We start from the raw sequence: 22,729 nt of genomic DNA, 5'->3' as shown, positions 1-22,729 counted from the left end.
CCTGCGCATGACGACCACACCTGCACGCCAGGAATACGAAGTGCCGCTGCAGCCCCTGCCAGGGCTTTCGCTGGAGCGCGATCTGCCGCTTGCCCAACGTCTGTGGCAACAGGCCTGGTTGCGCAAGACAGTGATTCTTGTACTGCTCGCCTTGATCTGGGAGGCGGTGGCGCGCTACACCGCCAACGACCTGCTGCTGCCGACCTTTCTGCAAACTGCGGCGGCATTCTGGGACGGTATGGCCAGTGGCGAGCTGCCGGCCAAGGTCGGCGTCTCGCTGGTGGTGCTGCTCAAGGGCTATGTGCTGGGGATCGTACTGGCCTTCGGTTTGACCAGCCTGGCGGTCTCGACCCAGTTCGGCCGCGACCTGCTCGGCACCCTGACCTCCATGTTCAACCCACTGCCGGCCATCGCACTGTTGCCGCTGGCCCTCTTGTGGTTTGGCCTGGGCGACAACAGCCTGATCTTCGTGCTGGTGCATTCGGTGCTCTGGGCACTGGCGCTCAACACCTACGCGGGCTTTCTCGGGGGGTCCGAGACCCTGCGCATGGCCGGGCGCAACTATGGCCTGCGTGGGTTGCGACTGGTGCTGCACATCCTGGTGCCGGCGGCATTGCCGTCGATTCTCTCGGGTCTGAAGATCGGCTGGGCCTTCGCCTGGCGCACCCTGATCGCCGCCGAGCTGGTGTTCGGCGCCAGCAGCGGCAAGGGCGGGCTGGGCTGGTACATCTTCCAGAACCGCAACGAGCTGTACACCGACAAGGTGTTTGCCGGGCTGGCGGTGGTGATCCTGATCGGCTTGCTGGTGGAGGGCCTGGTGTTCAATACCCTCGAGCGGTTGACCGTACGGCGTTGGGGGATGCAGAGGTAGTTCCGCGTGGGAGCAGTTTCTGGGCCTCGGGAAACAATGCCTCGTTATCAGGGGGCGGCAGCTTTTCTACGATGCCCGTGCGGTACATAAATCAACGTATGGAGAAAATCGTATGAAATCACTGATCACAGCCCTTGCTCTGAGCCTCGCCGCCTTGGCCCCAACCGCGTTTGCCGACAATCACAATGCGCCGAGTGGTGCAACTACCCGAGGTGTTGCCCCTGTCGTAGGTATGCCGTGCGAGCCGGGATACAAGCTGGTCGGCGATGACTGCGTACTCGCCAACATCGAGTTTGAGTAAACCCTGGGCGCTTGTCGAGCTCACCTGTGCCTGCGTCATTCGCAGGCACACTCGCGTGTTTCGCAGCGCGGATGCCTGGTTCGCGCGCCATCAGACCATGTATCGAGCTGCTGCATTACTCAGCGTCCTGCGAATCTCATCCCTCAGCGCCTCCGGCTGCTCGACCACCACCGCCTCCCCCTGGCCCAGCACCCACCAGCGCAACGTCCAGCCGTCTTCTACCGTCGCCCGCAATCGATGGCCATGTTGCAGCGCCGTCAACTGCATGTTCGCGCTCAACGGCACTTCTCGCAGCTGTCGCGCCAGCTGATCGCTGACCCACGCCTGCAGTTCCAGCCCCGTGCCCTGGCGGGGCTGCTGCGGGTCGCCGCGCAGGTAGTCCAGCAAGTCAAAATTGCCACGCGGCTCGCCCATGGCGCTGGCCGACCAATGCCAGCCGAATGGAATGCTCTTGTCATTGCGCTCCAGCGGGAAGATCAGCGACAACTCGTTGAGGTCGCGCTCGACTGTGCGCTTGCTGACATTGAAGCCGACATCGCGCAGTCGCCAGACCAGTTCGGCGCTGGTGACTCCCGGTGAACGGCTGGGCAATTGACGCAGCAGCGCCCACTGGCGGCTGAGGGTGGCGCGGGTAGTGGCGAACGGCAAAGGGTAACGTCCTTGTCTAGGCTTGCGGCATTAGCATGGCGGGCACCGCGGCAGATGGCAATTCGCTACTTTGCGCTGAGATCGCGGAACCGCGATTTGGTTGCGTCGAGGTGAATCGTTCGCGACAGGTTTCGTCGTGTCGTCGCGCAGAATCGCCTCATCACAGTCGAGGTCGGAACTGTGGGACGTTCAATGAGGATGAACATGTCTGCTGCCAGCAATATCCATTCGCTGCTCGCCCGTCTCCTGCCCGAGCGCATCGTGCCTGAGCCAGCCATTCCACGGCGACACCTGCGCCTGTTCGCTGGCGTCGGCATGCCCACCCAGTGGGCGGTGCTGGGTGAGCGCTCTGCGCTGGTGAGCCGTCTGGACGAGGCAGTGGATGTGCAGGCGATCTACACCGACCTGCGGCACCAGGCACTGGAGGGCAATGCCGCGGTGCTCAACGACCTGGGCTGGATCTGGCTCAATGGCCGCTACTGGCGCGCCGACACGGCGCTGGCCAGCCATCTGCTGCGCATGGCAGCGTTGCAGGGCAATGCTGCAGCCTGGTTCAACCTGGGGCAGCAGCACTATTTCGGCAAGGGCGTGGCGGTGTGCTATGCCACCGCTGCGGAGCATTACCGGCATGCTTTCGAGCGGGGGCTGTCGCACGCTGCCGCGGCCCTGGGCGACCTGTACGAGGAAGAAGTCTGCGATGCCGATCAGGACTGGGAGGTGGACCTGGCCGAGGCTTACCAGTGGTTCCTGCGCGGAGCCCAGCGTGGCGAGGCACGTTGCCGGTTCGAGGTGGGTTACCGGCTGCTGTATGGACTGCATGTCGAACCGGATACGCGGGCGGCGCTGTACTGGCTGGAGCTCGCGGCAGGGGCAGGGGTGATGCAGGCGGCCGAGGAACTGGCAGTGCATTTCAGTCGCCGCGATGGGGCGCGCTACCTGGAATGGCGCGATCAGGCGATCGCCTTGGGCAGCACCCTGGCCTTGACCATGAAGCTGGAGGATCAGGTTCAGTCTTGAGTCCGGTGGGGTGGTGGTGAGGCCTTCGCGGGCGCGTGGGAGCGGGCTTGCCCGCGAAGGCCTCGCCACCGATCCCGGTTGTAAACACACTGTTCATCGCCCCCGGTTGACGAGGGGGGGAGGGCTGAGCGTATATTGATAGTTAGCAAACTATGAATATCCTCGGTTCCTCCATATGACACTCGATGCACTGCACCTGAAAGTCAGCAGCGGCATGGTCGTTGCCGGTCGTCACTGGCGACGCATCTGCCATGCGGCGCTGACCGGCTATGGCATCTCCGAGGCCTGCGCGGTGCCGTTGCTGATGATCGTGCGCCTGGGCGATGGCGTGCATCAGGTGGCCGTGGCCCAGGCCGCCGGCCTGGAAAGCCCGTCGCTGGTGCGTCTGCTCGACCAACTGTGCAAGGCCGGGCTGGTGTGCCGCACCGAGGATCCGCTCGACCGACGCGCCAAGGCGCTGAGCCTGACCGCCGAAGGACGTACCCTGGCCGAATCCATCGAGCGCGAGCTGGTGCGCCTGCGTCGCGAGGTGTTGCATGGCATCTCGGCTGCCGACCTGGAAGCGACCCTGCGGGTGATCCGTGCCTTCGAAGTCGCTGCACAGGGGACGTCGGCGTGAACGGCTTCTTCAGTTCAGTGCCGCCTGCCCGCGACTGGTTCTACGGCGTGCGTACCTTCGCCGCGTCGATGATTGCCCTGTACATCGCCTTGCTGATGCAACTGCCGCGCCCCTACTGGGCGATGGCCACGGTCTATATCGTCTCCAGCCCCTTCGTCGGCCCCACCAGTTCCAAGGCGCTGTACCGCGCGGTCGGCACGCTGCTCGGTGCGGGTGGTGCGGTGCTGCTGGTGCCGCCGCTGGTGCAGTCGCCCTTGTTGCTGAGCATCGCCATCGCCCTGTGGACCGGCACCTTGCTGTTTCTCTCGCTGAACCTGCGCACGGCCAACAACTACATGCTGATGCTGGCCGGCTACACCTTGCCGATGATTGCCCTGGCCGTGGTCGACAACCCGCTCGCGGTGTTCGATGTCGCCTCTTCGCGGGCCCAGGAAATCTGCCTTGGCATCGTCTGCGCCGCCGTGGTGGGAGCGATCTTCTGGCCGCGTCGTCTGGCGCCGGTGGTGATGGGCGCCACGGGCACCTGGTTTGGCGAGGCGATCCGCTACAGCGATCTGTACCTGAGCCGAGAAGCTGTGGCCGACAAGGTCGCGGGTTTGCGCGGCTCGATGGTTGCCACCTTCAACAGCCTGGAGCTGATGATCGGCCAGCTCGGCCACGAAGGCGCCGGCCCGCACACCGTGAAGAACGCCCGCGAGCTGCGCGGCCGGATGATTCACCTGCTGCCGGTGATCGATGCCCTCGACGACGCGCTGGTCGCCCTCGAAGGCCGTGCGCCGGAGCAGTTCGCACAGGTCCAGCCGCTGCTGGCATCGGCCCGCGAGTGGCTCAAGGGCACCGCCGACAGCGCTTCGGTCGCGCGCTGGACCGCGCTGCACGAGCAGATCGACCGCCTGCAACCGCGCGCCGATGCGCTCGACCAGCGTCACGCCCTGCTGCTGTCCAACGCCCTCTACCGCCTCAGCGAATGGCTCGATCTCTGGCAGGACTGCTGCACCCTGCAGCATGCACTGCGCCTGGACGACACCAAGCCCTGGCGGGCGGTCTACCGTCATTGGCGGCTGGGCCGCCTGACGCCATTCTTCGACCGCGGCCTGATGCTGTATTCGGTGTTCTCCACCGTCACCGCGATCGTCGTCGCCTGTGGCCTGTGGATCGGGCTGGGGTGGAACGACGGCGCCAGTGCCGTGATCCTCGCCGCCGTGGCCTGCAGCTTCTTTGCGGCGATGGACGACCCAGCGCCGCAGATCTACCGCTTTTTCTTCTGGACGCTGATGTCGGTGATCTTCTCCAGCGTCTACCTGTTCCTGGTGCTGCCGAACCTGCACGACTTCCCGATGCTGGTGCTGGCATTCGCCGTACCCTTCATCGTGGTCGGCACCCTCACCGTGCAGCCGCGCTTCTACCTCGGCACCCTGCTGACCATCGTCAACACCTCGACCTTCATCAGCATCCAGGGCGCCTACGACGCCGACTTCTTCACCTTCCTCAATGCCAACCTGGCAGGCCCGGTGGGGCTGCTGTTTGCCTTCATCTGGACCCTGGTGGTGCGCCCGTTCGGTGTGGAGCTGGCCGCCAAGCGCATGACCCGCTTCACCTGGCGCGACATCGTCGAGATGACCGAGCCTGCGACCTTGGCTGAACAGCGCAAGGTAGGCGTGCAGATGCTCGATCGCCTGATGCAGCATCTGCCGCGCCTGTCGCAGACCGGCCAGGACAGCGGCATCGCCCTGCGCGACCTGCGTGTGGGCCTGAACCTGCTCGACCTGCTGGCCTACATGCCGCGCGTGGGCCAGCAGGCCCGTGAGCGCCTGCAGACCGTCATCGAGGAAGTCGGCGGCCACTACTCGAATTGCCTGCGTGCCGGCGAGCGCCTGCACGCACCTGCAGCGCTGCTGCGCAACATGGAGCGGGCACGCCTGGCGTTGGCGCCTGACCAACTGAACGAGCGCGGCGAGCCCCGTGTCCACCTGCTGCATGCCCTGGCCGGCTTGCGCCTGGCACTGTTGCCAGGCGTCGAGGTGATGCTCGAGCCGGTCGAACAACCGCAACTGCCACCTGGAATCGACGGAGCGCCGCTGTGATCGGTGAACTGGATATCAGCGGGGTGTTCCTGCCCACGCTGCTGGTGATGATGTTTGCCACCTACCTGCTGTTCCTGGGCGTGCACGCTGTGCTGGTGCGCCTGCATTTCTACCGCCTGGTCTGGCACCGGGCGTTGTTCAACGTTGCCCTCTACGCCGTACTGCTGGGTGCGGTGGATCACTTTTGCCGAAGCCTGATGCTGCCATGAAAAAACCGTTGTTGACCTTGGGCCGTGTGGTCCTGACATTGCTGGTGGTGACCTTCGCGGCCGTGCTGGTCTGGCAGATGGTCGTGTACTACATGTTCGCCCCCTGGACCCGCGACGGCCATATCCGCGCCGACGTGATTCAGATCGCCCCGGATGTGTCCGGGCTGATCCAGAAGGTCGAGGTGCGCGACAATCAGGTGGTCAAGCGTGGTGACGTGCTGTTCACCATCGACCAGGACCGCTTCGGCCTGGCCTTGCGCCAGGCCCGGGCGACCCTGGCCGAGCGCGAGGAAACCCTGGCCCAGGCCGCCCGCGAAACCCGGCGCAATCGCAAGCTGGGCAACCTGGTGGCGGCCGAGCAGCTTGAAGAGAGCCAGTCGCGCGAGGCCCGTGCCCGCTCGGCGGTGAGCGAGGCGCAGGTGGCGGTCGATACCGCCCAGCTCAACCTCGACCGTTCGGTGGTGCGCAGCCCGGTGGATGGCTACCTCAACGACCGCGCCCCGCGTGCCCATGAGTTCGTCACGGCGGGCCGGCCAGTGCTGTCGGTGGTCGACAGTGCCTCGTACCATGTCGATGGCTATTTCGAGGAAACCAAGCTCAGTGGCATCCATGTCGGCGATGCCGTGGACATCCGCGTGATGGGCGATGACACGCGCCTGCGCGGCCATGTCGAAAGCCTGTCGGCAGGGATCGAGGACCGTGACCGCGTCAGTGGCGCCAACCTGTTGCCCAACGTCAACCCGGCGTTCAGCTGGGTGCGCCTGGCCCAGCGGATCCCGGTGCGCATCGCCTTCGATGAGGTGCCGGCAGATTTCCGCATGATCGCCGGGCGTACCGCGACAGTGTCGATCATCGAGGGCCCGCGGCCATGAAGCGCCTGATGCTGGCAGGGCTGGCGCTGTCGCTGGGGGCCTGCGCCATGGTCGGCCCCGACTACCAGGTGCCCGAGGATGCCGCGGTGCAGCGCAGCGACCTGAACGGCCCGTTGCGCCAGGATGCCGCGAGCGTGGTGTCGGCACCGGTGCCGGATGATTGGTGGCAGTTGTACCAGGACCCGCGCCTCAATGCGCTGGTGCGCCAGGCGTTGAGCGCCAACACCGAGTTGCGCGTGGCGGCGGCGAATATCGCCAAGGCCCGCGCGCAGGTCGAGGTCGCCGAGTCGCAGGGGGGCTTCAGCGGCGGCGCTAAGGCCGGTGCCCAGCGTCTGCAGGAGTCCGGCGAAGCGTTCCTGCTGCCGGAGAAAGTCCCGGTGGCCAACATCGGCGAGGCGATTCTCAGCGCCTCGTACCAGTTTGACCTGTGGGGCACCTTCAAGCGCGGCACCGAAGCTGCCAAGGCCAATGCCGACGCGGTGCAGGCAGCCGCCGACACCGCGCGCATCACCCTGGTGGCCGATGTGGTCAAGGCCTACACCCAGGTGTGCTCGGCCAATGAGGAGTACCACATCGCCCGCGAATCGCTCGACCTGCAGCAGCAGAGCGTGCAGTTGAACCAGCGCCTGCGCGATGCCGGCCGTGGCGACGAGACCCTCGTCACTCGCTCGCAGACCCAGTTCAAGTCGTTGCGCGCCGAGCTGCCGCGCTTCAAGGCCGAGCGCGAGGCTGGGCTCTATACCCTCGCCGCATTGCTGGCCAAACCGGTCGACCAGTTGCCGCCTGGCACCGCCGAGTGCGCCGAGCTGCCGCATCTGGCCCAACTGATTCCTGTGGGCGATGGCGCGGCGCTGCTCAAGCGCCGTCCCGACGTGCGTCAGGCCGAGCGCCAACTGGCGGCTGCCACCGCGACCATTGGCGTGGCCACCGGCGCCCTGTATCCGAACATCAGCATTGGTGCCCAGGTCGGCACCATCGGCATTCTTGATAACCTCGGCGAGCCTTCGACCAACCGCTGGGGCTTCGGCCCGCAGATCAGCTGGGCCATCCCAACCAACGGCACCCGCGCCCGGATCCGCGAAGCCGAAGCCTCGACCCAGGCCGCGCTGGCGCATTTCGATGGCGTGGTGCTCAACGCCATCCGCGAAACCCAGACCCGCCTGGCGCAGTACAGCGCCCTGCTGGACCGTCGCGATGCCCTGGCCGACGCCGAGCGTTCGGCGCAGGAAGCGGCCGACCAGACCCATCGCCGCTATGAGGCCGGGCGCGAGTCGTTCCTCGCCGACCTGCAGGCGACCCGCGCCTACACCGACGTGCGTGCGCAACTGGCGGCAGCCAATACCCAGGTGGCGATGGGACAGATCGGCGTGTTCCTGGCGCTGGGTGGTGGCTGGAAGGCCACAGCGGGGCAGTGAGTAGCACCGCGTCGTTGTATTGGTGAGTTTGTAGGAGCGGGCTTGCCCGCGAAGCAGGCGCCGCGATTCCACGGTCACACCGCATGGAAAACGTTTGCGCATTTCCCGGTCCGACACTCAAGTATTCCCCCGCGACGCCGATCTATTAGCACCAGCGTCCCGGAAGAGGACGCGATTTCCCGTTCAATATGAAGCGGGTGGTCAGCGTGATCAGGACGATCCCGGCCTCTTGCCAGGAGCTTCGCAATGTCTCGACCCCGTGCCCGGATTGCCTCGCAACTCGGCATCGCCCTCGCCATCGTGCTGGCGCTGGTGATCACCGGCAGTACCCTGTTCGCCCTGCGCTCGCTGGACGACGCCAACCTCGCCACCCGCCAGCAACACCTGGCCAGTGAAGCGCGGCTGCTGGCCGACCAGCTCGATACCTTCCACGGCTCGCTCAAGGACAACACCCAGCGCCTGAGTGGCCTGTTCGAGCGCCGTTTCGCCTCGGGCCTGTCGCTGCATGCCGGCGAGACCGTGCAGGTAGCCGGCCAGGCCACGCCCGCCCTGTACCTGGGCGACCAGCTGATGAACAACGACTTCAGGGTCGTCGATGAATTCCAGCAGATGACTGCCGGCATCGCGACGCTGTTCGTGCGCAGCGGCGATGACTTCGTGCGCATCACCACCAACCTCAAGAAGCAGGACGGCAGCCGCGCCATCGGCACGCAGCTGGATCGCCAGCACCCGGCCTACGCCAAGCTGCTCGCCGGGCAGATGTATGTAGGGCGTGCGCTGCTGTTCGACCGCAACTACATGACCCGCTACGTGCCGGTGAGCGATGCCAGCGGCCGGGTGATCGCCGTGCTGTTCGTCGGCTTCGACTACACCGATGCGCAGAATGCGCAGTTCGCCAATCTCAAGCGCTTCCGCATCGGCCAGACCGGCTCGCTGGCGCTGCTCGACAACCAGGGGCAGTGGCTGGTGCCGCCTGCGGGCGTGGCCGATCCGCAGGCTGCGGTTGCCGCAGTGGCCGGCCTGGGCGCCAAGGGCCGCTTCTGGACCAACGGCCAGCAGCAACTGTTCAGCGTGGTCGAACCCTTTGCCGAGGGGCCGTGGACTGTTGTGGCGAGCATGCCCGAGGCGGAAATCCGCGAGGTGACCTGGAGTGTCGGCCTGCGCCTGGCGATCGGCAGCCTGCTGGCGATGGTCCTGGCCGTGCTCGCCACGCTCTGGCTGCTGCGGCGCAAGCTGCGCCCGCTGGACGATCTGGTGCGCCAGGCCGAAGCCCTGGGCGCGGGTGATCTCAGTGCGCGCCTGGCGGTGACCAGCGAAGACGAGATTGGCCAACTGGCGCGCAGCTTCAACCAGATGGGGAATGCCCTGGCGACCATGGTCGAGCACATTCGCAGTGCTTCCGAGCAGGTCAGCGCGCGCTCGCGCTCCCTGGCCGGGCTTTCGTCTGGTGCCTGCGAGGGCATGGAGCAGCAGTCAGGCGAGATCACCAGCATGGCTGGCGCTGTCGAGGAGTTCAGCGCCACGTCGATGAACATCGCCGAGAACATGGCCGGCACCGAGCGCATGGCCCAGGACAACGCCCAGCAGACGCGCATCGGCCGCAGCGCCATGGACCAGGCGTCCGTCTCGCTCAAGCAGATCGCCGAGGCGCTGGGCGGCACCGCCACGGTGATGGACAGCCTGGGCGCACGGTCGCAGGAAATCGGCGGCATCGTCGGGGTCATCACCGCGATTGCCGAGCAGACCAACTTGCTGGCGCTCAACGCCGCCATCGAGGCGGCCCGCGCTGGCGAGCAGGGCCGTGGTTTCGCCGTGGTCGCCGACGAAGTGCGTGGCCTGGCGGCGCGCACGCGTCAGGCCACCGACGAGATTTCCGGGATGATCGCCAGTATCCAGCAGCAGACCGGGCATGCCATCAGCACCCTGGAGCAGGGCAATCGCCTGATGCAGGAAGGCCTGGAACGCAACGACAAGGTCGCCGAGGCACTGGCGCGCATCGACGAGCAGAGCCGCGCGGCGGGCGAGCAGTTCACGGCCATCAGCACTGCGACCCAGGAGCAGAGCAGCACCGCGAACCTGCTCAGCCGTAACCTGCAGAGCATCGCCCAGGCCAACAGCGAGCAGCACGACGTGGCCAATGAACTGGCGGCCACGGCCAAGGAGCTCGAGGGCCTGGCCGGGCAGTTGCGCCAGGAAGTGGATCGCTTCCGGGTCGGCGGTTGACCTGATCGGACCAGGGCTGCGATGCGGCCCTGGATGCAAGTTTTTCCGCAACATCGTCGATCCCTTCCTAGACTTGTAAGTCTCCACGAGAACTGGTCCAGGAAGAGAAGATCGCCATGTCCCAGTCGCCATCCCTGCAGCAACTGCAAGTGCCCAACCCTTTTCTGCAGCGCCATCTGGGCCCCGATGCCAGCGAGCAGAGCGCCATGCTCGCGGCCCTGGGCGTTGCCAGTCGCGATGCCCTGATCGAGCAGACTGTCCCGCCAGGTATCCGCTTTGGTCGCCCGCTTGACCTGCCCCCCGCCCTCGACGAGCAGGCGGCCCTGGCCAGGCTGGCCGGATACGCCGGGCAGAACCAGGTGTGGACCAGCCTGATCGGCATGGGCTATCACGGCACCGTCACGCCAACCGTCATCCTGCGCAACGTGCTGGAAAACCCTGGTTGGTACACGGCCTATACACCGTATCAGCCCGAGATCGCTCAGGGCCGCCTCGAGGCGCTGCTCAACTTCCAGCAGATGATCATCGACCTCAGTGGCCTGCCGCTGGCCAACGCGTCGCTGCTCGATGAGGCGACCGCCGCCGCCGAGGCCATGGCCCTGGCCAAGCGGGTTGCACGCAGCAAGAGCAATGCGTTCTTCGCCGACGAGCACTGCCACCCCCAGACGCTCTCGGTCTTGCGAACCCGTGCCGAAGGTTTCGGCTTCGAGCTGATCGTCGATTCGCTGGAAAACCTCGGCAAGCACTCGGTGTTCGGCGCGCTGCTGCAGTACCCCGACACCCATGGCGAGGTCCGCGACCTGCGGCCGCTGATCGAGCACCTGCACGGTCAGCAGGCGCTGGCGTGCGTTGCCGCCGACCTGTTGAGCCTGGTGGTGCTGACACCGCCTGGCGAAACCGGGGCCGACGTGGTGCTTGGGTCGAGCCAGCGCTTCGGTGTGCCGATGGGCTATGGCGGGCCTCATGCTGCGTATTTCGCCTGTCGTGACGATTACAAGCGGGCGATGCCTGGGCGCATCATCGGCGTGTCCCGCGATGCCCGTGGCAACACCGCCCTGCGCATGGCCCTGCAGACCCGCGAGCAACACATCCGCCGCGAGAAGGCCAACTCCAACATCTGCACCGCCCAGGTGTTGCTGGCCAATATCGCCGGCTTCTACGCCGTCTACCATGGGCCCGACGGCCTGCGGCGCATTGCCCAGCGTGTGCAGCGCCTGACCCAGATCCTGGCGGCCGGGCTGCAGGCCAAGGGCATCAAGCGCCTCAACCAGCACTTCTTCGACACCCTCACCCTTGACGTGGGCGGCACCCAGGCCGCGATCATCGAAAGTGCCGAAGAGGCGCGCATCAACCTGCGCATCCTAGGGCGCGGGCACCTGGGCGTGAGCCTGGACGAGACCTGTGACGAAGCGACGGTACTCAAGCTGTTCGACGTCTTCCTTGGTGTCGACCATGGTCTGGACGTCGCCACCCTCGACCAGCAGCCCCTGCCCCCGGCGGTGCCGGACACTCTGCTGCGCAGCACGCCGCTGCTCGAACACCCGGTGTTCAACCTGCACCACAGCGAAACCGAGATGCTGCGTTACCTCAAGCAGCTGGAGAACAAGGACCTGGCGCTGAACCAGTCGATGATCCCGCTGGGCTCGTGCACCATGAAGCTCAACGCCACCAGCGAGATGATCCCCATCACCTGGCCTGGCTTCGCCCTGCTGCATCCCTTCGCACCGGCCGCACAGGTGCAGGGCTACAAGGCGATGATCGACGAGCTGGAGGCTTGGCTGTGCGCGATCACCGGGTTCGATGCGATCTGCATGCAGCCCAACTCCGGCGCCCAGGGTGAATATGCCGGGCTGATGGCCATCACCCGTTATCACCGCAGCCGTCATCAACCGCAGCGCACCCTGTGCCTGATTCCGTCGTCGGCCCATGGCACCAACCCGGCGTCGGCGCAGATGGCGGGCATGGAGGTGGTGATCGTCGACTGCGACGAGGCGGGCAATGTCGACCTCGATGATCTCAAGGGCAAGGCGCGCCAAGCCGGGGATCGATTGTCGTGCCTGATGGTCACCTACCCCTCGACCCATGGGGTGTACGAGGAGGGCATTCGCGAAATCTGCGAGGTGGTCCATCAACAGGGCGGGCAGGTGTACATGGACGGCGCCAACCTCAACGCCCAGGTGGGCCTGGCGCGCCCGGCGGATATCGGTGCCGACGTCTCGCACATGAACCTGCACAAGACCTTCTGCATCCCTCACGGCGGTGGTGGGCCGGGCATGGGGCCGATCGGGGTGCGGGCGCACCTGAAGCCTTTCGTCGCCAGCCATCCGGTGGTGCCTGTAGCGGGCCTGGACCCGAACAACAGCGCTGTCAGCGCAGCGCCCTGGGGCAGTGCCAGTATCTTGCCGATCAGCTGGATGTATATCGCCCTGATGGGGCCGCAACTGGCCGATGCCAGCGAGGTGGCGATCCTCAGCGCCAACTACCTGGCCAGTCGCCTGGCGGGGGCCTTTCCGGTGCTCTATCGCGGACGTAACCAGCGGGTCGCCCATGAATGCATCCTCGACCTGCGTCCGCTCAAGGCGCAGACCGGGATCACCGAGGAGGACGTGGCGAAGCGCCTGATGGACTATGGCTTCCATGCGCCGACCATGTCGTTCCCGGTGCCGGGCACGCTGATGGTCGAGCCGACCGAGAGTGAGTCGAAGGCGGAGCTGGATCGCTTTGTCGAGGCGATGCTGGCGATCCGTGACGAGATCGCTCAGGTGCAGGAGGGGAACTGGCCGGCGGACGATAACCCGCTCAAGCATGCGCCGCACACGCTGGCCGATGTACTGGGGCCCTGGGATCGGCCCTATGGTCTGGAGCAGGCGGTCGCACCCAGTGCGCATGTGCGCTTGCACAAGTACTGGCCGGCGGTGAACCGGGTGGACAACGTGTACGGCGATCGCAACCTGTTCTGTGCTTGCGTGCCGGTGGACGCGTATCGCTGAGCCCGGGCCTGCTGTGGAGGCGGTGCTGCGCGGGTCTGTGCGCGCAGCCCGCTCCCGCAGCGGGCGTGGGGGGCAGGTTACTGAGCGGTGAGGTTACGGGCCAGGATTGCGTTGGCCAGTTCCATGTCGCTGGCCTGGACACCAGGGTTGTCGGCGCGCACCTGACGCATCGCCGCTTCCAGGTAAGGGCCGCGGATCGATCCTTCGCTCGCCACGAAGCTGCCGGCATCGTCCTGGGCGGCCGCGACGAGCTTGTGGTCCTTGAACGTCAGGTAGGTGGAACCGGTGGTCGCACCGGACGAAATGACGTTGCGCCAGAAGCCGTCGGCCATGGCGGAGCCGATCGGCAGGGACAGCAGGGCAGCAGCCGCAATGGCGGTTTTGAAACGCATGTGAATTACCTCGAACGATGAGGGCGGGTGATGCGAGTTTGGATCGCCGCGCGGGCCGCAAGTTCCTTTGCACGCTGCGTATGCCGGGCGCTCAGGCACATACCCGCAGGACTTCTTCCAGGCTGGTCAGGCCCCTGGCCACCCGGTCTTCACCGCAGCGGCGCAGCTCGCGCATGCCCTGTGCCAGAGCCTGCTGGCGCAGGCTGGCAAGTTCGCTGCCCGGGCCAATCCGGGCTCGCAGGGCGTCGTCGAGCACGAGCAGTTCGAACAGCCCGGTGCGCCCCTGGTAACCGGTGCCGCGACAGAGGCGACACGCCGCTTCACGTGTGCCAGGACATCCCTTGCAGGCGCTGCAGAAGGTGCGTGCCAGGCGCTGGGCCATCACGCCGATCAACGTGGCCTTTATCAGGTAATCGGCCACACCCAGCTCCTGCAGGCGAGTAATGGCGCTGCAAGCGTCGTTGGTGTGCAGGGTCGATAGCACCAGGTGTCCGGTCAGCGCTGCTTGCACCGCCACCTGGGCGGTTTCGCGGTCGCGTATCTCGCCGATCATGATGATGTCCGGGTCCTGGCGCAGCAGAGCGCGCACGCCGTTGGCAAAGCCGAGGTCGAGGCTGGGTTGGACCTGCAACTGATTGAAGCCGGGCTCCAGGCGCTCGATCGGATCTTCGATGGTGCACAGGTTGACCTGTGGCGTAGCCAGGTGCTTTAGGCTGGCGTAGAGCGTGCTGGTCTTGCCCGAGCCGGTGGGGCCGGTGAGCAGAATGATGCCTTGGCGTTTTGCCAACAGCGCGTGCCACTGACCCAGCAAGGTCCCTTCGAGCCCCAGGCGCTCCAAGTCTTCGTGCAGCTGTTCGGGGTCGAAGAGGCGCAACACCAGTTTTTCGCCGAACGGTGTCGGCAGGGTCGACAGGCGCAGCTCCACCTGCGCGTTGCCGGGCAGGCGGCTTTTCAGGCGTCCATCCTGTGGGCGGCGTTTCTCGGCGACATCCATGCGCCCCAGGTGCTTGAGGCGGCTGACCAGCGCCAGGACCACGCTGGCCGGAAACAGGTAGACCGTATGCAGCAGGCCGTCGATACGGTAGCGCAGGCGGCCCTCGTCGCGCTGCGGCTCGAGATGGATATCGCTGGCGCGCTGCTCGATGGCGTACTGCAGCAGCCAATCGACGATATGCACGATGTGCGCATCGTCGGCGCTGATGGCGCCGCCGCGCCCACCGAGCTCCAGCAACTGCTCAAGTTCGCCCAGGCTTGCCCGCTGCTGCTGGTGGGCGCCCTGTACGGATCGCGACAGGCGCTGGAACGTGTCGCCAAGCTGGCGCAGTTGTACAGGGCTGGCCAGCACCCGGCGAATCGGCTGGCCGAGGCTGCGGCTCAGGTCGGCTTCCCACTCGCGTTGGTAGGGTTGTGCGCTGGCCACCGTAACACCGGTCGCGTCCATGGCCACGGCAAGGATGCCGTGGCGCTGGGCGAAGGCGGGGGAGATCAGGCCGGCGACGTGGGCCAGATCGACCTGCAACGGGTCCAGGCGCAGGAAGGGTTGGCCGACGCTGTCGGCGAGCCATTGGCAAAGGGTGTCGAGGTCCAGCGTATGGCCGGGGCGCAGGCGGTCGCTCAGGGCGAGGCTGGCAAGGATTTCGAGTGGATGGCCAGGGTGGCTGGGGGCCTGTTCGAGTGCACGCAGGGCGTCGCCGGGGGCCAGGCGATGTTCGGCGAGCAGCCTGTCGAGAAGGCGCTTGAGGTCGAGGCTGTCATCTTGAGTGTTGTGCATGGCGGCGTCCTTGCCGAGGCTGCTGAAAGGCCCAGGCAAGGGTAGCTGCACAGCGGGGCAGTGCCTTGGCTAAGGCGTTTCTGGATCTTGCGGGGCAGATGTCAGCCCGCCGCCACCTCAGACAGTTTCGGCACGCTTTCCAGAAAGACCTCGCCGACACACACCAGGTTACGCATCTTCTGCGCGATCACCCCGGCGCGGTGCCAACTGAGGCCGTCGATCCCGATCTCCAGCTCCAGCAGGTCGTCGCGCTGGCACACCTGCACGCTGTGCGGCGTGAGGAACTGCAGGGCGAAGAGGTTGAGTACCCGGCACAGGCTGTCCGGCTCGGCCTCGATGTCGAGGCGGTAGCGGACCTCGCCATGCAGGGCGCTGGCGGCCCAGGCGTCGCTACGGGGCTGAGGGGTGTGCCGTTCGAGTGCATTCATGGAGCGTCTCCTTCGATGTGGAGAAATTCTCGCAGGTCGAAACCGGCATTTCTTCGCTATGATTCACCTGGTTTTGTAGTTTGGCGAATAATAATTGTCGCATTGGTAGGCTTTGGAGAATTGATCATGCAAAGCGAGTTGGATGCCTACGACCGACGCATCCTTGAACTGCTGCAGGAGGATGCGTCGTTGTCCAGCGCGCAGATCGCCGAACGTGTCGGGCTGTCGCAGTCGCCGTGCTGGCGTCGGATACAGCGCCTGAAGGATGAAGGGGTGATTCGCGGCCAGGTCACCTTGCTGGACCGCAAGAAGGTCGGGCTGAACACGCAAATCTTCGCCGAGGTGAAACTCAACGCGCACGGGCGGTCGAACTTCACCGAATTCACCGAGGCGATCCGCGGCTTTCCGGAAGTGCTGGAGTGTTATGTGCTGATGGGGGCGGTCGACTTCCTGCTGCGTATCGTCACCTCGGACATCGAGGCCTACGAGCGGTTCTTCTTCGAGAAGTTGTCGAACGTACCAGGGATACAGGAAGTGAACTCGATCGTGGCGCTGTCGGAAATCAAGTCCACGACCTGCCTGCCGCTATCGAGGTGAGGCCTTCGCGGGTACATCGGTTCGGTGCCCCGATATACCCGCGAAGCAGCTGATGCGGTCTTACACCTTGAGCAGGTGCTTCCAGGCGCGGCTCTGGTCGATGGCGCGGGCCTGCTCGATGCGGGCTTCGAACAGCTCGCCCGACTGCTCTTCGGCCAGCGGCTGCTCGGCCAGTTCATGCAGCTTCTTCAGATCGCCGTACAGGCGGTCCAGTTGCGGCACTTCCAGCACCTGGCGGGCGTGGTGCAGCCAGGTCAGCAACTGCTCGATGCGCGGCAACTGTTCACCCAGATCCTCCGGGCGCTGGGTGTACAGCGGCAGCTTCAGCGCGCGGCCTTCTTCACCCAGCTGGTGGTGCAGCCAGCTGGCCAGTTGCGCCTTGCCCTGGCGCTCACCGCGGCCCTTGCGCTCGACGGTCCAGGCGCGCGCCAGCAGCCAGCGCGAGGTTTCCAGTGAGAACTGGCCCCAGCGCGTGTCTTCCAGCTCTTCGGCGAACTGCTCGGGTGCGGCGCGGCGGATGTCTTCGTCGTCGTTGCCGGCCTGTACCAGTGGGCGCCAGTCTTCGAGCAGGGCGTCGAGGCGGCTGCGCAGGTCACGGGTGGTGGCCCGTGGCGCGGCCTGGCCCAGGCTGCTGGTGAGGGCGCGCAGCTCTGCCAGGCACTGCACCCATTCCTGCAGCAGGCGCCAGTGGCCGTTATGACGGTACTGTTCGGCCAGGCGCTGGCTGCTGCCCAGCAGTTGCCAGGCGAGCGCGGTGTAGGCGTCGTCCACGGCCATTTCGGCGTCCAGCTCGGTGTGTGGCAGGCTCAGCTCGTAGCTGTCGGGATCGAGCAGACGATAGCCCCGCTCGGCCTTGCTGATGTCGCAGGGCATCAAGGCCAGCGTGGCGGACAGCTCGGCGGCCAGCTCCAGCAGAGCTTCCGGGGCGCCTTCACGCAGCTCCAGTTCGAGCTCGCAGATTTCTTCCTTGCGTTTGCCGGCGATGACGAAGCCTTGGTCGAGCGCGGCTTCGATCACCACCTTGGCCTTGCCGCGACCCCAGGAGATCTCGGCGTATTCGCGGGTGAAATCGGTGGTGAACAATGGCTTGATGGTTTTTTTGTCCAGCTCGGCCAATTGCTCGGGCCAGCAGCTGGCGTCGAGTTTCTTCAGGTCCAGCTTGACCTTGTCCAGGTACCACTCGTACTCGTTGCGCTCGGACAGGCCGGCAACGCTCTGCCCACGGCATTTGAGGGTCTGGATGATGACCTCGCCGTCGCGGCGCAGGCGAAGGGCGACGCGGGCTGCAGAGAGCTCGCGGTCGGGGGTGTCGAAGTACTGGTTGAGCAGTTCGCGGGTCTGCCAGCCGGACTTGTTGCGCTTCTTCAGCAAGGGGTGCTCGCGCAGGGCGGCAAGGGTCTCGCGGCTGGCGCGGAGCTTGAGTTCGGTTTCTTTGTGCATCGCTGGCTCGAAGGAAGGCGTGGTTGGCGGAGAGTCTACAGGAGTTGCCCTGCCAAGGGACGGCATTGCTATGATGACCCCATGCTTTACGAGGAGTCCGTGCATGCCGTTGCCATCGCTCAAAGACCAGTTCGCCGCCCTGATCGCCGCCCCCTCGGTCAGCTGCACCCAGGCCGCATTGGACCAGTCCAACCGTCAGGTCATCGACCTGCTCGCCAACTGGCTGGGCGATCTGGGTTTCCGTTGCGAGATCCAGGAGATCACTCCAGGCAAGTTCAACCTGCTCGCCAGCCGCGGTACCGGCCCGGGCGGCCTGGTGCTGGCCGGCCACAGCGATACGGTGCCGTTCGATCCTCAGTTGTGGAGCAGCGACCCGCTGAAACTCACCGAAGTGGACGGCCGCTGGATCGGGCTGGGCAGTTGCGACATGAAGGGCTTCTTCGCCCTGGTGATCGAGGCGGTGATCCCGCTGCTGGAGCACGATTTCAAGCAGCCGCTGCTGATCCTCGCCACCTGCGATGAAGAAAGCTCGATGTCCGGTGCCCGCGCCCTGGCCGAAGCCGGGCAACCGCTGGGCCGGGCGGCAGTGATCGGCGAACCCACTGGGCTGAAGCCGATCCGCATGCACAAGGGCATCCTCATGGACCGCATCGATATTCTCGGGCGCAGCGGCCATTCGTCGGATCCAAGCCTGGGCCACAGTGCCCTGGAGGCCATGCACGCGGTGATGGGCGAGCTGATGGGCCTGCGCCAGCAGTGGCAGCAGACCTACCGCAATCCGCAATTCACCGTGCCCACGCCGACGATGAACTTCGGCTGCATCCATGGCGGCGACAACCCCAATCGCATCTGTGGCCAGTGCGCCCTGGAGTTCGACCTGCGCCCGTTGCCAGGGATGGACGTGGAGCAACTGCGTGCGGCGATCCGCGCGAAGCTGACGCCCGTGGCCGAGCGCCATGAAGTGCGCATCGACTATGCGCCGCTGTTCCCCGAGGTGCCGCCGTTCGAGCAGACCGCCGATGCCGAGCTGGTGCAACTGGCCGAGCGTCTGACCGGCCATCGTGCCGAAGCGGTGGCCTTTGGCACCGAAGCGCCTTATCTTCAACAGCTGGGTTGCCAGACCATCGTGCTCGGCCCCGGCGACATCGCTTGCGCCCATCAGCCGGGCGAGTACCTTGAAATGTCACGAATCGAGCCTACCGTGCGTCTATTGCGTGATCTTGTCCGGCACTACTGCCTGAGCTAAACGTCCACTGACCTGATTCGTTCCTGCCTAGAGGAGACCGCGCGTGACCGCAAGCCTGTTCCGACGATGACTTTCGAACGTTGTGCGCCTTCACCCGTCTCGTTCACTTATCCACAGGCCCTGTCATGCCCGAATACGTCAACTGGCTGCGTCATGCCTCCCCGTACATCAATGCCCATCGCGACTGCACCTTCGTGGTCATGCTCCCCGGCGATGGCGTCGAACATCCCAACTTCGGCAATATCGTCCACGACCTGGTGCTGCTGCACAGCCTGGGCGTGCGCCTGGTGCTGGTGCACGGTTCGCGCCCGCAGATCGAAAGCCGCCTGGCTGCTCGCGGCCTGACCCCGCACTACCATCATGGCCTGCGCATCACCGACGCCGCGACCCTGGAGTGCGTGATCGACGCCGTCGGCGCCCTGCGCCTGGCCATCGAAGCGCGCCTGTCGATGGATATCGCCGCATCGCCCATGCAGGGCTCGCGCCTGCGCGTGGCCTGCGGCAACCTGGTGACTGCACGGCCGATCGGCGTGCTGGAGGGTGTCGACTACCACCACACCGGCGAGGTGCGGCGCATCGATCGCAAGGGCATCAGCCGCCTGCTCGACGAGCGCTCCATCGTGCTGCTGTCGCCGCTGGGCTATTCGCCGACGGGCGAGATCTTCAACCTGGCCTGCGAAGACGTCGCCACCCGCGCAGCCATCGAGCTGGGCGCCGACAAGTTGCTGCTGTTCGGCGCCGAGCCGGGCCTGCTGGACGAAAAAGGCAAGCTGGTGCGTGAGCTGCGGCCGCAGCAGGTCCCGGCGCACTTGCAGCGCCTGGGCAGCGACTACCAGGGCGAGCTGCTCGATGCTGCCGCCGAGGCCTGCAAGGGCGGCGTGGCGCGCAGCCATATCGTCAGCTATGCCGAGGACGGTGCGCTGCTCACCGAGCTGTTCACCCGCGACGGCGGTGGCACGCTGGTAGCGCAGGAGCAGTTCGAGATCGTCCGCGAGGCGACCATCGAGGATGTCGGCGGCCTGCTGGAGCTGATCAGCCCGCTGGAAGAGCAGGGCATCCTGGTGCGCCGTTCGCGCGAGGTGCTGGAGCGGGAGATCGAGCAGTTCAGCGTGGTGGAGCGCGACGGCATGATCATCGCCTGTGCGGCGCTGTATCCGATCGCCGAGTCCGAGGCGGGCGAGCTGGCGTGTCTGGCGGTGAATCCGGAGTACCGGCATGGTGGTCGGGGGGACGATCTGCTCGAGCGTATCGAGACCCGCGCGCGGCAGTTGGGCCTCAATACCCTGTTCGTGCTGACGACCCGTACGGCGCACTGGTTCCGCGAGCGCGGGTTCCAGCCCAGTGGCGTGGAGCGCCTGCCGGCGGCGCGGGCTTCGCTGTACAACTACCAGCGCAATTCGAAGATTTTCGAGAAGTCGTTGTAGGTCAGTACCGGCCCTATCGCGGGACAAGCCCGCTCCCACAGGTACTGCAGAGATCTCAAGACCGATGCAGAGCCTGTGGGAGCGGGCTTGTCCCGCGATAGGGCCCGCCAGGTCCAATGAAAAACGCCGCCCCTGAGGGCGGCGTTTTCGTTTACACGGTATGCAGGTACCAGTTGTACTCGAGGTCGGAGATCGAGTGTTCGAACTCCTCCAGCTCGCTCTCCTTGCACGCGACGAAGATGTCGATGTACTTCGGATCGATGTACTTGTTCAGGATCTCGCTGTCGTCCAGCTCGCGCAGGGCATCGCGCAGGTTGTTCGGCAGGCTCTGTTCCAGCTGCTCGTAGGAGTTGCCTTCGATCGGCTCACCCGGCTCGATCTTGTTGGTCAGGCCGTGGTGCACACCGGCCAGGACCGCCGCCATCATCAGGTACGGGTTGGCGTCGGCACCGGCCACGCGGTGCTCGATGCGCACGGCGTCCGGCGAGCCGGTTGGCACGCGCAGGGCCACGGTGCGGTTGTCCAGGCCCCAGCTCGGCGCGTTCGGTACGTAGAACTGCGCGCCGAAACGGCGGTACGAGTTGACGTTCGGGCAGAGGAACGCCATCGAAGCGGGCAGGGTCTCGAGCACACCGCCGACAGCGTGACGAAGCGCGGCGTTCTGCTCGGGATCCTCGCTGGTGAAGATGTTGTTGCCATCTTTGTCCAGCACGGAGATGTGTACATGCAGGCCGTTGCCAGCCTGGCCCGGGTAGGGCTTGGCCATGAAAGTGGTGTCCATTTCATGGTCGTAGGCGATGTTCTTGATCAGGCGCTTGAGCAGCACTGCATAGTCACAGGCCTTCAGCGGATCGGGCACGTGGTGCAGGTTGACCTCGAACTGCGCCGGGGCGCTTTCCTTGACGATCGCGTCGGCCGGGATACCCTGCTCCTTCGCGCCTTCGAGGATGTCCTGCAGGCAGTCGGCATACTCGTCCAGGTCGTCGATCAGGTAGACCTGGGTCGACTGCGGACGCTTGCCCGAGATCGGCGAGCGCGGCGGCTGCGGACGGCCGTTCACGTTCTCCTGGTCGATCAGGTAGAACTCCAGCTCGAACGCGGCACAGATGGTCAGGCCCATGTCGGTGAACTTGCTCACCACCTGGCGCAACACTTCACGAGGGTCGGCGAAGAACGGCTCGCCTTCGATTTCGTGCATGGTCATCAGCAGTTGCGCGGTCGGGCGCTTCTGCCAGGGTTCGTTGGAGAGGGTGCCAGGGATCGGGTAGCAGATGCGGTCGGCGTCGCCGATGTCCAGGCCGAGGCCCGTGCTTTCGACGGTCGAGCCGTTGATATCCAGGGCGAAGAGGGAGGCGGGCAGGTTGATGCCTTTCTCGTAAACCTTGTGAAGGCTCGTGCGTTCGATACGCTTGCCACGAACCACACCATTCATATCTGCAATCAGAAGGTCAACGTAGAGAACCTCAGGATGTTCCTTAAGGAACGCGTTCGCTTCGTTAAGCTGAACGGCACGCGGGGGTACCGACATGATGCAACACCTTTGTTGTTAAAAATATCAATCAAGGGGGGCTTGCAGACCCAGTCAATCGAAAAGACAAACTGATGTCAAGCCAACCTCCTGATGCCCTGAAATGGCACATCAACGGCGGATTTGCTGCATATAAGGGCATCCCATTATCCGCTAAATCTGTAGGAAAGGGCTACGGCGATGGTGGCGTATTTTATTTTTTACGGAGGTGTTGTGAAAAAAAATGAACGAGGCTAAGCTCGGTCGCAACCCATAACAGTAATAATACGAGGGTCACATGGTCCGCCAGTCGCGACCTGAAAGCGCCGCCTGCGCTGCGCAGTCAGGTATTTTCACCGCTTGCCGAAAGGCCCTCGCGCGCCTGGCCCATCCCTGGAGCAGACTGGCCGCAATAATTGACGACCGGCACAGTCAGCCCTCGCCCCGTAGCAGTTTACTGCACGCTTTTCTTCCTTCCTGCCCTTTGCTTTCGAGATCGATACGCGTTTTGCGCGTGAATCGGCTGCCGTCCTGCGCATGGGTTTTTGCTTTGGCAACATACTCCATCCAGAATCAATGCGTGGGCCTTGCCAGGCCCTGCCGCGCCGAATGCGCCGACATTGACCGACGCCAGGCGTCAGTAGCGCCCGCCCCGCAGGGGCCGGGTCAAATGAC

At 65.3% G+C, this 22,729-nt stretch carries 19 protein-coding genes; 13 read left to right on the top strand and 6 right to left on the bottom strand.

The window, feature by feature from the left end; translation table 11 throughout:
• Window positions 1–7 precede the first annotated feature (7 nt).
• Window positions 8–871, top strand: a complete 864-nt coding sequence (locus ACK3BK_RS24700; RefSeq protein ID WP_411383491.1) for an ABC transporter permease — start codon at window positions 8–10, stop codon at window positions 869–871.
• A gap of 112 nt (window positions 872–983) precedes the next feature.
• Window positions 984–1,172, top strand: a complete 189-nt coding sequence (locus ACK3BK_RS24695) for a hypothetical protein (RefSeq protein WP_186710857.1) — start codon at window positions 984–986, stop codon at window positions 1,170–1,172.
• 90 nt (window positions 1,173–1,262) lie between these two features.
• On the opposite strand, the gene ACK3BK_RS24690 is transcribed toward ACK3BK_RS24695, so the two are convergent.
• Window positions 1,263–1,820 (bottom strand): WYL domain-containing protein, encoded by a 558-nt coding sequence (locus ACK3BK_RS24690; protein WP_186710841.1) that lies wholly within the window; start codon window positions 1,818–1,820, stop codon window positions 1,263–1,265.
• A gap of 204 nt (window positions 1,821–2,024) precedes the next feature.
• On the opposite strand from ACK3BK_RS24690, the gene ACK3BK_RS24685 reads away from it, so the two are divergent.
• From ACK3BK_RS24685 to gcvP, 8 genes are all read left to right on the top strand, one after another.
• The gene (locus tag ACK3BK_RS24685) at window positions 2,025–2,837 is read left to right on the top strand and encodes a tetratricopeptide repeat protein (RefSeq protein WP_411383490.1); all 813 of its coding nucleotides are present in this window, start codon (window positions 2,025–2,027) and stop codon (window positions 2,835–2,837) included.
• Between the two features lie 175 nt (window positions 2,838–3,012).
• Window positions 3,013–3,456, top strand: coding sequence for a MarR family winged helix-turn-helix transcriptional regulator (locus tag ACK3BK_RS24680; protein WP_186665457.1), 444 nt, complete (start codon window positions 3,013–3,015; stop codon window positions 3,454–3,456).
• Complete coding sequence (locus ACK3BK_RS24675; protein ID WP_411383489.1) at window positions 3,453–5,540, top strand: FUSC family protein; 2,088 nt, start codon at window positions 3,453–3,455, stop codon at window positions 5,538–5,540. Before ACK3BK_RS24680 ends, ACK3BK_RS24675 begins: the two co-directional genes overlap by 4 nt.
• Window positions 5,537–5,749 carry a DUF1656 domain-containing protein gene (locus tag ACK3BK_RS24670; RefSeq protein ID WP_054895000.1) on the top strand — a complete coding sequence of 71 codons (213 nt, stop codon included), beginning with the start codon at window positions 5,537–5,539 and terminating at the stop codon, window positions 5,747–5,749. The genes ACK3BK_RS24675 and ACK3BK_RS24670 overlap by 4 nt, the downstream gene beginning before the upstream one ends.
• Window positions 5,746–6,621 (top strand): HlyD family secretion protein, encoded by an 876-nt coding sequence (locus ACK3BK_RS24665; RefSeq protein ID WP_186665461.1) that lies wholly within the window; start codon window positions 5,746–5,748, stop codon window positions 6,619–6,621. The genes ACK3BK_RS24670 and ACK3BK_RS24665 overlap by 4 nt, the downstream gene beginning before the upstream one ends.
• On the top strand, window positions 6,618–8,036 hold the full coding sequence (locus tag ACK3BK_RS24660) for an efflux transporter outer membrane subunit (RefSeq protein WP_186665463.1): 1,419 nt from the start codon (window positions 6,618–6,620) through the stop codon (window positions 8,034–8,036). The genes ACK3BK_RS24665 and ACK3BK_RS24660 overlap by 4 nt, the downstream gene beginning before the upstream one ends.
• Window positions 8,037–8,282: 246 nt before the next feature.
• The gene (locus tag ACK3BK_RS24655) at window positions 8,283–10,259 is read left to right on the top strand and encodes a methyl-accepting chemotaxis protein (RefSeq protein WP_288376378.1); all 1,977 of its coding nucleotides are present in this window, start codon (window positions 8,283–8,285) and stop codon (window positions 10,257–10,259) included.
• A gap of 116 nt (window positions 10,260–10,375) precedes the next feature.
• Window positions 10,376–13,249: an aminomethyl-transferring glycine dehydrogenase gene (gene gcvP, locus ACK3BK_RS24650; protein WP_411383488.1), complete on the top strand. Its 2,874-nt coding sequence runs from the start codon at window positions 10,376–10,378 to the stop codon at window positions 13,247–13,249.
• Window positions 13,250–13,326: 77 nt separating this feature from the next.
• On the opposite strand, the gene ACK3BK_RS24645 is transcribed toward gcvP, so the two are convergent.
• The 3 genes from ACK3BK_RS24645 to ACK3BK_RS24635 all read right to left on the bottom strand — a co-directional run bounded on the left by ACK3BK_RS24645 (window position 13,327) and on the right by ACK3BK_RS24635 (window position 15,840).
• On the bottom strand, window positions 13,327–13,641 hold the full coding sequence (locus ACK3BK_RS24645) for a DUF2388 domain-containing protein (protein WP_054894995.1): 315 nt from the start codon (window positions 13,639–13,641) through the stop codon (window positions 13,327–13,329).
• A 91-nt stretch (window positions 13,642–13,732) separates the two neighbouring features.
• Window positions 13,733–15,412 carry a GspE/PulE family protein gene (locus ACK3BK_RS24640; protein ID WP_411383487.1) on the bottom strand — a complete coding sequence of 560 codons (1,680 nt, stop codon included), beginning with the start codon at window positions 15,410–15,412 and terminating at the stop codon, window positions 13,733–13,735.
• A 101-nt stretch (window positions 15,413–15,513) separates the two neighbouring features.
• A complete protein-coding gene (locus ACK3BK_RS24635; protein WP_065862344.1) occupies window positions 15,514–15,840 on the bottom strand; it encodes a hypothetical protein in 327 nt (108 codons plus the stop codon).
• A gap of 126 nt (window positions 15,841–15,966) precedes the next feature.
• Between ACK3BK_RS24635 and ACK3BK_RS24630 the strand changes: the two genes are divergently transcribed.
• Entirely contained in the window at window positions 15,967–16,437 is a 471-nt protein-coding gene (locus ACK3BK_RS24630) for an Lrp/AsnC family transcriptional regulator (RefSeq protein ID WP_186665468.1), read from the top strand.
• Window positions 16,438–16,497: 60 nt separating this feature from the next.
• Here ACK3BK_RS24630 and ACK3BK_RS24625 read toward each other — a convergent pair whose 3' ends face one another.
• Window positions 16,498–17,877, bottom strand: a complete 1,380-nt coding sequence (locus ACK3BK_RS24625) for an inorganic triphosphatase (RefSeq protein WP_186665469.1) — start codon at window positions 17,875–17,877, stop codon at window positions 16,498–16,500.
• A gap of 103 nt (window positions 17,878–17,980) precedes the next feature.
• Here ACK3BK_RS24625 and argE point away from each other — a divergent pair, with 103 nt between their 5' ends.
• Window positions 17,981–19,123: an acetylornithine deacetylase gene (gene argE / locus ACK3BK_RS24620; protein ID WP_411383486.1), complete on the top strand. Its 1,143-nt coding sequence runs from the start codon at window positions 17,981–17,983 to the stop codon at window positions 19,121–19,123.
• Window positions 19,124–19,248: 125 nt separating this feature from the next.
• A complete protein-coding gene (gene argA, locus ACK3BK_RS24615; protein WP_186665472.1) occupies window positions 19,249–20,547 on the top strand; it encodes an amino-acid N-acetyltransferase in 1,299 nt (432 codons plus the stop codon).
• A gap of 151 nt (window positions 20,548–20,698) precedes the next feature.
• Here argA and ACK3BK_RS24610 read toward each other — a convergent pair whose 3' ends face one another.
• Window positions 20,699–22,075, bottom strand: a complete 1,377-nt coding sequence (locus ACK3BK_RS24610; protein ID WP_054894988.1) for a glutamine synthetase family protein — start codon at window positions 22,073–22,075, stop codon at window positions 20,699–20,701.
• Between the last annotated feature and the right edge of the window lie 654 nt (window positions 22,076–22,729).

It is taken from the genome of Pseudomonas sp. L7 (assembly GCF_046605565.1).
Taxonomy (GTDB): domain Bacteria; phylum Pseudomonadota; class Gammaproteobacteria; order Pseudomonadales; family Pseudomonadaceae; genus Aquipseudomonas; species Aquipseudomonas wayambapalatensis.
This window is presented reverse-complemented; position numbering and strand designations above follow the sequence as displayed.

Excerpts from the sequence above, each read along its gene's own strand:
- gcvP (WP_411383488.1), top strand. The coding sequence starts at position 10,376 with ATGTCCCAGTCGCCATCCCTGCAGCAACTGCAAGTGCCCAACCCTTTT.
- argE (WP_411383486.1), top strand. The coding sequence starts at position 17,981 with ATGCCGTTGCCATCGCTCAAAGACCAGTTCGCCGCCCTGATCGCCGCC.
- ACK3BK_RS24655 (WP_288376378.1), top strand. The coding sequence starts at position 8,283 with ATGTCTCGACCCCGTGCCCGGATTGCCTCGCAACTCGGCATCGCCCTC.
- ACK3BK_RS24640 (WP_411383487.1), bottom strand. The coding sequence starts at position 15,412 with ATGCACAACACTCAAGATGACAGCCTCGACCTCAAGCGCCTTCTCGAC.
- ACK3BK_RS24635 (WP_065862344.1), bottom strand. The coding sequence starts at position 15,840 with ATGAATGCACTCGAACGGCACACCCCTCAGCCCCGTAGCGACGCCTGG.
- ACK3BK_RS24610 (WP_054894988.1), bottom strand. The coding sequence starts at position 22,075 with ATGTCGGTACCCCCGCGTGCCGTTCAGCTTAACGAAGCGAACGCGTTC.
- argA (WP_186665472.1), top strand. The coding sequence starts at position 19,249 with ATGCCCGAATACGTCAACTGGCTGCGTCATGCCTCCCCGTACATCAAT.
- ACK3BK_RS24680 (WP_186665457.1), top strand. The coding sequence starts at position 3,013 with ATGACACTCGATGCACTGCACCTGAAAGTCAGCAGCGGCATGGTCGTT.
- ACK3BK_RS24685 (WP_411383490.1), top strand. The coding sequence starts at position 2,025 with ATGTCTGCTGCCAGCAATATCCATTCGCTGCTCGCCCGTCTCCTGCCC.
- ACK3BK_RS24645 (WP_054894995.1), bottom strand. The coding sequence starts at position 13,641 with ATGCGTTTCAAAACCGCCATTGCGGCTGCTGCCCTGCTGTCCCTGCCG.
- ACK3BK_RS24695 (WP_186710857.1), top strand. The coding sequence starts at position 984 with ATGAAATCACTGATCACAGCCCTTGCTCTGAGCCTCGCCGCCTTGGCC.
- ACK3BK_RS24665 (WP_186665461.1), top strand. The coding sequence starts at position 5,746 with ATGAAAAAACCGTTGTTGACCTTGGGCCGTGTGGTCCTGACATTGCTG.
- ACK3BK_RS24625 (WP_186665469.1), bottom strand. The coding sequence starts at position 17,877 with ATGCACAAAGAAACCGAACTCAAGCTCCGCGCCAGCCGCGAGACCCTT.
- ACK3BK_RS24660 (WP_186665463.1), top strand. The coding sequence starts at position 6,618 with ATGAAGCGCCTGATGCTGGCAGGGCTGGCGCTGTCGCTGGGGGCCTGC.
- ACK3BK_RS24630 (WP_186665468.1), top strand. The coding sequence starts at position 15,967 with ATGCAAAGCGAGTTGGATGCCTACGACCGACGCATCCTTGAACTGCTG.
- ACK3BK_RS24700 (WP_411383491.1), top strand. The coding sequence starts at position 8 with ATGACGACCACACCTGCACGCCAGGAATACGAAGTGCCGCTGCAGCCC.